We start from the raw sequence: 11,863 nt of genomic DNA on the forward strand, positions 1-11,863 counted from the left end.
GCTAAATTATTATTTAAGAAAAAAGAATCCGCGTTCGTCCGCTTAATCCGTGTCGTCCGCGTACCCATTCTCACTGCTAAATTATCTCTCTGAATCTCCGAAGCAAAACAATGTACCCTTCACAGTTAGAACCATAAAATGGTCTTTAATAATTGCAGGAGAGCCTGTGATTTGTTCGCCGGTATCATATTCCCACAGAAGTTCGCCGGAATCTGCATCAAAGATAGAAACAATTCCGGTTTTGGTACATGCAATGACCTTATCGTTGCATACTACCGGCGCACTTTCTCCAACTGTTCCTTTAAGCAAGTACTTCCAGTTTGGGTTACCGCTCTTACGGTTTACGGAGCAGAGGTTCCTGTCGCCGGAGAAAACGAACAAAGCCTCATCAGAGACAGCCGGAACCGAGACAAAAGAACCGTTTTCACTATCTGCCGTAATAATCTTGTTATGACGGATGATTCTACCTTCTTTCAATGCAAGCTCATAAATATTACCTGAGTAGTCCCCTACGTAACAGCAATCGTCCATTATGGCAGGAGAAGCCGGAACGTAAGCATCTAATAATAAAGAATCGGTTTGAACGCCCGTCCGGCAATCAATGACACGTACATAAGCATCGCATCCGCCAAAAACGGCATATCCTTTCCAAAGAGCGGCGGCGCCATTCAGGTAGTATCCTGATTCAAAGCGGCTTAACTCTTTGCCGTTTTGAGCATCAACATAATAGAGGAAATTGTCGTAACTGCCGAATACAATTGCTTCACATCCTTCAAATGTCATTGCATTGGGGGAAGCGGAAATCTGTCCCGTAGTTTCATAATTCCAGATTGTATCTTTTTTAGCCAATGAAATAGCAGTCATAAAACCATCTATACGCCCGACGTAAAGAATGGAATCATAAATCATCGGAGTGGCTTCCACTGCAGTTTGCAAATCGTATTCAAAAACGAGTGTTCCATTTATATCGACTCCGCGGACATGTCCTCTCTTATCGCACCAATAGGTTGTCCCATTGTCTATGACAGGGGAAGATGCTGTTTTGCCTTCACTTTTATATGTCCATAAAAGAGTTGGCTTTTCGGGCAGGTCAGTAGTAGTATAACCACTCAGGGAAGGGTCTCCGCGAAATAGTTTCCAATCCTTGCTTCCGGAAGCAAACCGGTTGGAATGACCGGAGCAGGAGAGTAACAAACAGAGAGTTAGTATGGATAATAATTGTTTCATTCTAATTTTTTATATTGGCTTAAAGCTGACTTCGGTATAATGCCCCGGTAGGACAAAGTTCCGCCAATTCTTCGCTAACATGGGTGCGGTTCTCTTCGGGCAGAATGACTTGCATGCCAAAACCGCGGTCTTTGAAAGTAAAGCCGTTTTCACTATTGTACACGCAAAGGCCGCAACGGATGCATTTCGCCTGTTCAAACCACATATTGCCAACGACATGAACCTTATTCATGACCGGAAGAACGGACGACGCATTGTAACGCGGGCGTTTAATGTGTCCGTCTGTTGCGTAGAGGCGCAGTTTGCAATCCGTCCTTCCTGCACAGGCACAATGCAGACACCGTGAAGGAGTGGACACCATTTCCTTTAAACGATTCTTTTCTTTTTCCGTGAACCTTCCCAACCGGGATTGGAACATGTTCTTTTCTTTTTCTCTGTTTTCTTTTTCATCCCTGTTTTGTATTTCTTTCTTGCCTTGTGCTTCATTGCCCGGTAAGGTAAAGCCGTCTTTCCCCATTCCGGTTACTTCTTTAATGATTGTACGTATGGATACGGCTTTGTCAACTGTTCCCCGGCGGCAGGCTTTTTCACAAGGCGCTTTGCATGTATCGCAACTTATTTCGGGAAGGGGAAAAGCTCCGGCTATCACATTATAAGCCTTATCATATTGTCCGGCATCGTAATATCCAAGCATCCCTTCTACATCAAGGCCTTTAGGACAAACCATAGAACAAGGAGCTTCACAGTCCGCCCGGTGGTCACTCAACAATAGTTCCAGCGAAAGAGTGCGTGACAGAAGCACATCTTCGCTATCGGTTGTGATTTGCATACCCTCTACCGGATAGGTGGTACAAGACGGAATGATTTGACCGTTTACCGTGTTTTTGACGGCGCAAACCATACAGGAAGATTTGTGTACAGCTCCTTTGGCGTAACACAAAGAGGGTATGGCATACCCTGTCCGGCGCGCGGCCTCAAGAATTGTTTCGCCTGCAAGTACTTCGACGGGGTTATTGTTTATGGTTATCTGCATATCTGATATCTTTATTTATTGCTGTTTTCATCTTCCTTCACATGTACAAATGGGCGTGAACTTATATCCCTTGGCTGCATTCTTTTCAAGATCACCGATAGCGGGAAAAGGAATGTGCATGCCGGCAACCAGTATTCTATGTTCCGCCAGATATTTCATTAGCTTCAAACGTGATTCTATGGCTTTTTTAGAGTTTACATCGTACATAATAACAGTGGTTTCCGGAGAAGAAATTTGTATCGCCATTACATGGATCAGATCCCCCCAGATGAACATCTTCGAGTTATTGGATTCCAACATGTAGCCGGTGTGTCCGAGAGTATGCCCATAAGCGGCAATACCGCGGATACCCGGAAGCAGTTCCTTTGTGTCTTCTATGTCTCCCGGGATGAAAAGGTGCAGTTTGTCTTGATAAGCACGGATGACATTGCGTGCCTGTATGAAACCGTCCCGGCTGTCCTCGGGTGATTCTTGCATGGCTTTATCGCTCATCCAATAGTCGTGTTCTGCTTTGGGAATGTACAATTCAGCCGAAGGAAAGGCTTTCTTCTGATTCTGCAAAAGGCTACCGATATGGTCGTAGTGCATGTGGGTAAGCATAATGGCATCTACATTCGCTGCGGTTTTTCCGTACGCTTTAAGATTATCAAATAGTTTTTCATCATATCCGGCATCAAAAAGGATGGTTTTACTCCCTGTCTCTACTAAAAAGGCACTTACGAAGTTAGGGGATATATCCTCAGAAAAGATTTGTAGCGGCGCCTCTTCCGTAGCATCACTTTCGTTGTTTGGCTGTTGTTTCTCACTGAGAACGGTAACAGCAAACGAACCGACATCAAATGTGATAACTCCTTCTTGTGCTTTTATCCGGTATCCGGGCAAAAGCAGTATAAGCAGGAGGCTCCATTGGACTGCTGATTGTGAAATTGTAAATCGATTGTTCATAATAGTTTAATGTTATATTAAAATGGCTTTCAGCCGCATACACATAAGTATTCGTTGCAGAACCGGGAGAATTTGGATATTGTTGCACGAACACGGCAAAATTAGCAAATTATATGAGATGTTGCTTATTTCTTGTATCTAAATCTTTTGTCAGACTGGGAATTTTACCCCAAAGTAACGTTTTAAAAATAACTTGGTACAGATAATGACGGCACTGATGAGATGCAGTCCCTTTCTTTCATCAGAAACTGTCCCAACTTATTTTTTTACGCTTACTTAATAGAAAAATCCCGATGATACATGCAGTGCTAATCATCGGGATTTTTAGTTAGTTTGAGCTTTGCCTAAAACTTATATCCTGCTGCAATGTGAATAATATTCAGTCTATCTATTTTCGTATCATTACTTGTCTTTGAATTCTCAAGATTGAAATACATGGATGCTTGCAAAGTCACGGCATGGTTGTTCTTCAGCAAATAGTCTGCCCCGATTGTGGCATATCCGCCAAAATAGAAATTCCTTGTCGGATAGGGTTCTTCAAGCGGTTTTCCTTCCCTGTATATTGAAGTAAACTTACTGTTATCTGCAAAAGCAAAGGTATGTGATAGTCCTGCTGCTATAAATGGGCGTATTTTAGAAAGAGGCAGCGTGCATTCCAAGCCAACCTTGGCGTTACCTGTCATGTGTTGGATTCTGATAGTGTGTGTTGCATTTCCGCCGGCTGCCTTACGTGATTTTGTTGCATCGATTCTCGACAGAGCCACTTCGACTTGCGCTCTCAGATACTTTGACCAGCGGGGATTGAATACGCTTATCTTCGCTCCAATCACGGGTTGTACGCCTTGTATTTTCATTTCCTCAGTAACATGCGCATTGGCTGTATACGTAGCCAGCTGCACACCGACGAAAGCTGAGATTTCGGCTTTTATGGAACGCTCGTCAGGATGTTGGTTCTCATAGATGATACACGGTTGTCCGGGAGTGCAGGTTTCGGCATGGTAAGTTTGTGCAATGTCGATGAAAGAAGCCTGGGTGAATGTCATTTTATCAACTTCACCCATCACCATCGGGTAGTCTTTGAAATAATACTTCACGTGCCCCACGTACTTATTATCTTTGATGACCTTCACGCCTTCCACCTTGTCAGGTTCCTTGGTAAATGCGTTCATCTGTCCGCCTTTCTCGAAGAAGTAGTAAACATTGTCTCCATTTCCTTCGCTATCGTAGTAATAAAGATCAATGGTGCCATGCACTAAGTATTCCAGGAAAACTGTTTTCGTTTGTCCGTCTATCGTCGCATCATGCGATATATAATATTTGCCATTCGGCATGAAGCGGTATCCGGTAATATCTCCAGGATAATAAATCGTTTTGTCTGCTTCCTCATTGGTCTTAAACTCACATTGGCGGGCGTTCATGTTGTCTGTCCGGAGGTTGATAAGCCCTTCTATTGTGTCTTTCTCATTGGTAATGATGTATCCTTTCTGATAGTTTTGAGCATTCATGCTGGTAGTTAGCAATAGTAAGAAGAAAGCGAATGTTGTGAATGTTTTTGTTTTCATACTTATAAATGTTAATGTAATAATTGTACCCTCATTACTTTGACACTATCGGTCATTTTCTAATAATACCGCTAAATTAATAATATATTATCATTTAGCGGTATTATTATATATATTATTTATGAGAATCAGGAGTTAAAGTAGTTATCTAACTCCTGCACTGTGAACAATGCAGGCTCTATCACACACTATCTGCTCCGTATCAAGTCCGTATCAACCCCGTACCAAATTCGGTTAAGGGTACCTTTATACGGAGAAGGTACGGAGTTGGTAAGGCTTTGACACGGCGTTGGTACGGAGATAACTCCTTTAACTCCTGATCCACATTATTTATATATCGCTTATTTGCGCAATCGCACAGAAGTTATACTATTCCCGGATAATAAGACATACACTCCATTGCCCTCTTCCAGAGATTCAACCTTGACAACTTCCATGTTCTTGTTCTCATTGGTTTCAACAGCACTTGCACTCTTCACCTCTGCCAACGGTATTTCTACAAATTGGGTAGCCGCTGTCATATTCAGTAATACCACTGTTACTTCATCACTTGTTTCGTTGAGGTAAGCTGTGGCGTATATTCCGGTATTATTCGTAACAGCCTTAATGCGCGTAGCGCCTGTGGCATACTGCGAATAATGAGCCATGATGTAGCCGTTCTTTGTGATTTCACCTTCATCCACCGGGCAACGTGCGTCGGTATCGCCCATCAATCCGTAGAAACGTTTCAGGTACCAGTATACGTATGCGCTGCTATAACCTTCCATACTCATGTGAATTTCTTTGCCGAGATGGTTGAGGCTGTATTGCCACTTCTGGAACTCCCATTGCGACGGGTCTTCAGATTTCTCTCCATCGTTGAAAAGATGCTCCGTCATCCACCACGTTTTTCCCTGAATGCGGGAATAGAGACCACAGATATAATCGTGACGGTTTTTGACATATCCGTTATTCAAATCCAAAAAGCCCTGATAGAGATGTCCTGCCACAATATCAGTCTGTGCAAAAGCTACGGCATCGTTGATTATCGGATCGGTGTATTCGGGTTGTGTACCACATGCCTCGGGAGACATCAGTTTGACACCTGTTTCACGGATGCCGGCACCATATTGCTTCACGAAATCTACTACTTCCTGCGGTGTCCAGTACGTGAACTCCATATCCGGCTCGTTCTGGACAGATATAGCATAGAGATTCACCCCATTCTGTTTCATGAAGTTGATATAGCGGATCAGATGGGCGGCGTATGCTCCGTAGTTCTCCTTTTTGAGGTGCTTAACATCTTTGCCGTTCACTTTGATTGTCTCGGAAAGAGCATTTGTGCAGTCCCACGGGCATGCAAAGACGATTGCTCCGTTGGCTTGCGCTGTCCTGGCCGCTTCCACATCGGCATTCCAGTCTGATTCGTTGGGATAAATCATCAGGCGGAGGATAGAGTAGCCTAATCCACCAGGCCCATACATTTTAGCCATCTCAGCAGCGGTTATCAAGTTGTTTCCCAGCCATATTTTGGGATTGTACATTCCGCCGAATCCCACTACCGGCTGATACTTGATTGAAGGGTCAACATTGAGTGTCACTGACCTGAATGCCGGTTCCTGTTCTAATAGCAAATCGGTAGTTTGTTGATTGGTCTTGTCAGTAAGATGAATGGTCTGTGTGCGTTTCTTCATGGTAGCGTTAGCGTTGCAGATGACCTGAATCTTTGCGTATTGTTTTTCTCCGTCACTGTTTCCGCCCGACGTTGGAGTTATGCTTTTCACAATATCTCCCTCCCCAAGGGTTATCTCCCAAGATGTTTTTGCCCAATCGATAACGACATCTGTTTGATTCTCGCCGGCGCTCACAGTGATAGATTTATTAAGGAAGAGCGCATATGCGCTCTTCCCTTCATCTACAATTGCTTCTTCATTTCCTCCATCTGAACAGGCTCCAAAGAGGATGCCTGTCAGAAAGAAGCAGAATAAAAATACAATGCTTTTCATATATGAAAACTTTCTTAATACCTGGGATTATTTCAATCCCTCAACTATACCTTCATACATTCCATTGCGATTGTACCCCGATGTCCAAGGACAGATTTCATTGCCTGTGCTTGCCTCGGTGATACTTGAAATAGAGATACCGGATTGCTTATCCGATGCAATAGCCCTTCGGTATTCTTTCATGATGAAAGCCATATAGTTTGCAGCCGCTGTCCGTTCATCGGCAGTTACTCTGCCGGCTTGAATGAGATTGCCTTCTGCATCTTCCACCATCATGCTGAGATCGGATACACGTACCAATTTACCGGTTTCTGCAAGCTTGCCGAACAATTCGGTAATCGCTTCCTTATTGGTATTTTGGAGAGCGGCGTCTTTAGAATAAACCGCACGGAGAATGATGTTGTATCCATCAATCTTAGTCACATTGTCTGATTCCCAGCTATTTACCAACGCAATTAATTCGTCGGCCTTTTGACCCATTTCGTCTGTTTGATTAAACGTATTGCTGACGAAGAGTTTTAGAGCAACTGTCGCTGTATCACGAGCCAGTTTCACGGCTGTGCGTCCGGCTTCTACATCGCCCAAGTACTCACCCCAATTGAAGGTGTCGCCATTCACGGTCTTGTCAAGCGGTTCGCCTATAATGTTCCATACATTTACAGTCTCACCTCCGGTGTTTATCATGCCGCCGATCCACTTGTTCAGTTCTTCCGTCAAGAGAGTCTTTTTCTCTTCGGGAGTTTTCTCAATGATGGCGTCTTCGGCTTTCCATTGGAGGTTGATATTCTTGACGTAAGCGTGCCATTCGCCCGAACCTGAACCTACAGCCAGTTCTATTTCGGTCAAATCCTTCAGGGAGTTGGGGATGGCTATTTTTCCACCTCCCGATGCTTCACCTTCTTTCAGGAATGTAATATAGATTTCTCCCCATTTGTTATCTTGACAGCCGAAATTGTACGGCCCTTGTCCGCAGTTAAATTCTTGCCCGTTAATCACTACTCGCATGCCGTCTCCCCAGCCACCTTTACCGTCTACCAGGTACATGCTAAGAGAAATACCTACGTAGTCGCCTAACGTTTTTCCTTCTTGCAATTGTACGGTGAATTTAGGGTAAGATCTATTGCAGGGAGTAGCGGCTGTACCTACGTGTAATACTTTAGCGTCGCCACCTGCAGGGTCATTCTCTATTATGGCTTGGTTGCCATTGGTCATCGGATAAGACTTACCGAGTTCATCTTGTGAGAAATCAATTTTGGTAAGACCAGTTCCGGCAAGCTCATAATTCATCACGATGTTGTCGAGATAGTATTGTGCTGCTCCGGAAGCTGTTCCAACGGCCAGTTCAAACTCTGTAAGCTCTTGCAGATCACTCGGTATCATGAAGCCCGGAACTGTGGTGCTTTTCAAGTTAATGATTGCTCCGCGATTCCAAATGTTGGGATCACAGCCGAGTCCATCAGCATTGGTTCCTGGATCAAATTCTCGTCCATTGATAAAGACCCTCATACCTATTCCATATATACCGTCACTGTTCACAATACGCATATCGATGGTCAGATTAACGTAATCGCCCAGTTTACGGCCTTCCGGCAATTTTACATTGAACTTGGGATGCGAATAGGCGGCCTTGTCAGACTCGGTACCTATATGCAACGCCTTTCCGCTTTTGCCATCGGGATCGTCCTCTACCACTGCCACGCTTCCGCCGGTCATGCCGTAAGGCGTACCCAGTTCATCATTCTCGAAGTCGCAGATCACTGTCTTGCCTCTTTCGGGCACGAAGGGGATGATGATGGGTTCCATCAGTCCGTTATAGTAAGCAGTGCGTTGCCCCTGGTTGGAGAAGAGCGTACCGCCATAAAGCGTTACACCTGCTTCTTTGGCTGCATCAGATACTAATTGCATGTTACCAAAGTCGTAAGTTCCATCTTCTTTCAACGAATTGGTGGGAATGAAAGCACCGCCGATATCTATACCGTCAAAGTTACTCAGGATAGTGCTGTAACCGATGTCTTTCTTCATAAAGTCTGTTGGAGACATGTTTGCCGTAAACTTGAACGGCGAACCGGCATCACGGTTGATGTACGATTTCAGCAAGTCGAAGCTGGCCAGGTATTCGCTGTTGGCCACTTCTTCAGGCTTCTCCACCTGAAGGTCGCAGTCGTACTTATCGGTGCATGCCATAACCGTTACACACATCATGGCAATACCGATTATCTTATGATTAAAGTATTTCATGTTTTTTTAATTTAAACGTTTATATCCGGATAATACTATCTTATATCTATTTCGAATATTCCGGCACCCTGTACGGCACGGCTACTCAATACCAATGTATCTTTGGTGGCGTACTGCATGTTCTTGGTTTTGAAATCAACCGTATAATCCAGATAGATAGCATTACGATCTTTGCCACCAAGACTGTTCTTCTCACCTTTCTTCACAAATTTACCGGTACCGGAAATGGTGAAGTCGTTGGAAGTACTGCCTATGGTACAGCTACCGTCTTCAGCAAAAGCCAGACTGAGATTGTAATTGAAAAGAGTGCCTTTGGCATCTTTGGTTGACAAGGTCAGAATGTTGTCTTCCAAACTCTTGGTTGTAATGTTTACCTTCTCGTCTTTCTCTACATACTGCTGATGACGCACCAATTGTGAAGGAGTACCGTCTATGACAGCCTGGTCTACTCCACGACGCAGGTATTCGCCATGCCAGGGGTTAACGTACTTCACGGCATACAACACGAAATTTTTGGGCTGTATGCTCCAGTCACTACTGTTTGTCAACATAGGGTTTGTTACAGCAGCCTTACCCTGAAGGATGGAGTCTGCGCCTTGTACATCCGTCATTCTCAAAGGAATTACGTAGTAGGTGTCAAGAGACTTTTCATCTTCAAAGAATGCGTCATTAAGCTGTATCTCTATACCACCCATAATTGCACCCTTGGGAATCTGGATCTGTGTGGAAGCCGCTGTATAATAGGAAGCAGGCATAGGGGTAACAGGAATGTCGGTTCCTTTGAAATAGAGATTATCGCAAAGGGATTCATCCACTCTGGTGTCGATAATTACATTTTTACGGTTGGTATATCCGCCGCCCCAGGCTGCCTTGATGACCATCTTATGCTGGTTATCCAAAGAATTGTCGAGGAATTCTTCTTCACCCAGTTCAATGGTGCGCAAGCCATACTGGTTGGCAAAATATACGGTTTGATAATCGAAGTCGGAGAATTCATTATCCGGACTTTCGCACGCAGTGAAAGACAAGAGCAATGAGGCCAGTCCGATATATGCTAATTTCTTTTTCATATCATTCTATTTAATTAATAGTATTCACAATTATTGGTTATTTCCATCCTTTGTTCTGGATGATGTTGTTGTACTTTAGTATCTCAGAGTTGGGGATGGGACAGCAGTACATGTAGTCTTCGTACGAACGTTCTTCTACGGTTATCTTCTGGTAGCTGTTACCGCTCCAGTTAATTCCGTATACCGGTTCGTTCAGGTCCATCTTCCAACGGCGGATATCCCAAAAGCGGAATCCTTCGAAGCAGAGTTCCAACCGGCGTTCGTTGCGGATCAGTTCACGCATTTTGTCTTTGTCGGCAGCACATGCTTCCAGATAGGCATCATCGGAACCACCTACGCCGGCACGTTGCCGGATGGTTTTGATTACATCGTAAGCAGAGTAAGCTCTTCCATTACCGTTTTTCGGTCCCCAAGCTTCGTTGGCTGCCTCAGCGTAGTCCAGATACATTTCGGTGTAACGGATACGGGGAGTGTAGTGCGGCTGTCTGGTGACAGATGACGGGTTACAGTTTACATCCATACGCAGACGTTTTCTCAGGTAGTAGCCGGTACGGGTCGAGCGGTTCTCGGTTACATTAACACCATCCTGATTTCCCACACTGGTATTGATGGTTACGATCTTCTCGCTGATAGTACTTCCATTGTAAAGGATGTATTTACCCAAACGTGGGTCACGTCCTGCATAAGGATTATTGGCATCGTATCCGCTGGTTGCTACATCACTGATGGGATATCCGTTGGCCATGGGGAATGCATCCACCAGGTTTTGCGACGGATTCATATTACCATTACCGTACAAGCTCGGTGGAAAGTTCTGGGTTTCCTGGTCGTTATCACCACTGCCTTTATTTCCTCTCCATAAGATTTCATCCGGATTTGCACCGTTCAAAATGTTATTTACGATACCCGGCGCATAATATTCAATCCCGTCGGAAGCAATACCCGACACACCTCCTTTATAGTCTATCACAGCGGCTGCGGCATTGGCGGCATCTGCCCATGTGGCAGTGTTGGAAGCATCCTGGAAAACAGGGCTGGCTGCCAGTGTGGCCATACGTGTACGGAAAGCGCGGGCTATAATTCCATTATACAACTGACGTGCTTTGCTACCCATAACAGTATTGTACTTGCCAACATCTGTTGTGATGCTCCGGAAGTCTTCAGGAACAGTTCCCGACACGTCTTCATACTCATAGGGAAGCCTTTTTTCTGCTTCGGAAAGGTCTCTGTAGATTTGCTCTACACAAGCCTGGAAGGAAGCACGTGGCTGGTTGAAGTCCGAGTCTACTGTCTGAGGCGCTGTCAGTATGGGTACGCCGAGCAGTTCATTGTTTTCACCGAAACCGGCATGGGCGCGGAGCAGGTAAAAGTAGAACATTCCACGGAGTCCGTAAGCTTCGCCTGTGAGGCGTTGTGCGAACAATTTGTTCAGCTCTGCATCATCCGACCATTTCACACCTTCCACATTCTTCAGGAAGATGTTGATGTATTGAATGGCGCCAAAGGAGTTGGTCCACTGACTCTGCGGATTGTATGAGCTTGTGGTCCAGGCGCCGGTGGCCATCTGCAAGTACACATTGCTTGGCTGGTTGGTCACTGCATCGTCCGTACCATATTCGCTGTTATCGTAATAGCCCGGAATCATACTGTATACATTGTGTAAGATTCCCCGTGCATATTCCGCATCGTTGTACATTTGCTCTTCGTTTGGGAAGTTCTCAATCGCCGGTGCAAACAAATCATCACAGCCGGAGAGCATCAGGGCGCCTACTGTAAAAAGTGTTATTATCTTTTTCATAATCT

General features: G+C 44.8%; 8 protein-coding genes. All 8 read right to left on the minus strand.

Annotation, left to right across the window (positions count from 1 at the left end):
- Positions 1 to 81: 81 nt before the first annotated feature.
- The 8 genes from B2Z67_RS10970 to B2Z67_RS11005 all read right to left on the minus strand — a co-directional run bounded on the left by B2Z67_RS10970 (position 82) and on the right by B2Z67_RS11005 (position 11,858).
- Entirely contained in the window at positions 82 to 1,227 is a 1,146-nt protein-coding gene (locus tag B2Z67_RS10970; protein ID WP_291529870.1) for a PQQ-binding-like beta-propeller repeat protein, read from the minus strand.
- Positions 1,228 to 1,246: 19 nt separating this feature from the next.
- The gene (locus tag B2Z67_RS10975; RefSeq protein ID WP_291529871.1) at positions 1,247 to 2,260 is read right to left on the minus strand and encodes a 2Fe-2S iron-sulfur cluster-binding protein; all 1,014 of its coding nucleotides are present in this window, start codon (positions 2,258 to 2,260) and stop codon (positions 1,247 to 1,249) included.
- 27 nt (positions 2,261 to 2,287) lie between these two features.
- The gene (locus B2Z67_RS10980; protein WP_291529872.1) at positions 2,288 to 3,205 is read right to left on the minus strand and encodes an MBL fold metallo-hydrolase; all 918 of its coding nucleotides are present in this window, start codon (positions 3,203 to 3,205) and stop codon (positions 2,288 to 2,290) included.
- Between the two features lie 344 nt (positions 3,206 to 3,549).
- Positions 3,550 to 4,767, minus strand: a complete 1,218-nt coding sequence (locus B2Z67_RS10985; protein WP_291529873.1) for a hypothetical protein — start codon at positions 4,765 to 4,767, stop codon at positions 3,550 to 3,552.
- A 341-nt stretch (positions 4,768 to 5,108) separates the two neighbouring features.
- Positions 5,109 to 6,752, minus strand: a complete 1,644-nt coding sequence (locus B2Z67_RS10990) for a glycosyl hydrolase (RefSeq protein ID WP_291529874.1) — start codon at positions 6,750 to 6,752, stop codon at positions 5,109 to 5,111.
- Positions 6,753 to 6,779: 27 nt separating this feature from the next.
- Positions 6,780 to 8,990 carry an endo-1,4-beta-xylanase gene (locus B2Z67_RS10995; protein ID WP_291529875.1) on the minus strand — a complete coding sequence of 737 codons (2,211 nt, stop codon included), beginning with the start codon at positions 8,988 to 8,990 and terminating at the stop codon, positions 6,780 to 6,782.
- A 35-nt stretch (positions 8,991 to 9,025) separates the two neighbouring features.
- On the minus strand, positions 9,026 to 10,060 hold the full coding sequence (locus B2Z67_RS11000) for a DUF5627 domain-containing protein (protein WP_291529876.1): 1,035 nt from the start codon (positions 10,058 to 10,060) through the stop codon (positions 9,026 to 9,028).
- 37 nt (positions 10,061 to 10,097) lie between these two features.
- Positions 10,098 to 11,858, minus strand: a complete 1,761-nt coding sequence (locus B2Z67_RS11005) for a RagB/SusD family nutrient uptake outer membrane protein (protein WP_291529877.1) — start codon at positions 11,856 to 11,858, stop codon at positions 10,098 to 10,100.
- Between the last annotated feature and the right edge of the window lie 5 nt (positions 11,859 to 11,863).

It is taken from the genome of Bacteroides sp. UBA939, from assembly GCF_002293435.1.
Lineage (GTDB): Bacteria > Bacteroidota > Bacteroidia > Bacteroidales > Bacteroidaceae > Bacteroides.

What these genes read in the sequence shown, in the direction of transcription:
- B2Z67_RS10975 (WP_291529871.1), bottom strand. Translation starts at nt 2,260, where the DNA reads ATGCAGATAACCATAAACAATAACCCCGTCGAAGTACTTGCAGGCGAA.
- B2Z67_RS11000 (WP_291529876.1), bottom strand. Translation starts at nt 10,060, where the DNA reads ATGAAAAAGAAATTAGCATATATCGGACTGGCCTCATTGCTCTTGTCT.
- B2Z67_RS10990 (WP_291529874.1), bottom strand. Translation starts at nt 6,752, where the DNA reads ATGAAAAGCATTGTATTTTTATTCTGCTTCTTTCTGACAGGCATCCTC.
- B2Z67_RS10985 (WP_291529873.1), bottom strand. Translation starts at nt 4,767, where the DNA reads ATGAAAACAAAAACATTCACAACATTCGCTTTCTTCTTACTATTGCTA.
- B2Z67_RS10970 (WP_291529870.1), bottom strand. Translation starts at nt 1,227, where the DNA reads ATGAAACAATTATTATCCATACTAACTCTCTGTTTGTTACTCTCCTGC.
- B2Z67_RS10995 (WP_291529875.1), bottom strand. Translation starts at nt 8,990, where the DNA reads ATGAAATACTTTAATCATAAGATAATCGGTATTGCCATGATGTGTGTA.
- B2Z67_RS11005 (WP_291529877.1), bottom strand. Translation starts at nt 11,858, where the DNA reads ATGAAAAAGATAATAACACTTTTTACAGTAGGCGCCCTGATGCTCTCC.
- B2Z67_RS10980 (WP_291529872.1), bottom strand. Translation starts at nt 3,205, where the DNA reads ATGAACAATCGATTTACAATTTCACAATCAGCAGTCCAATGGAGCCTC.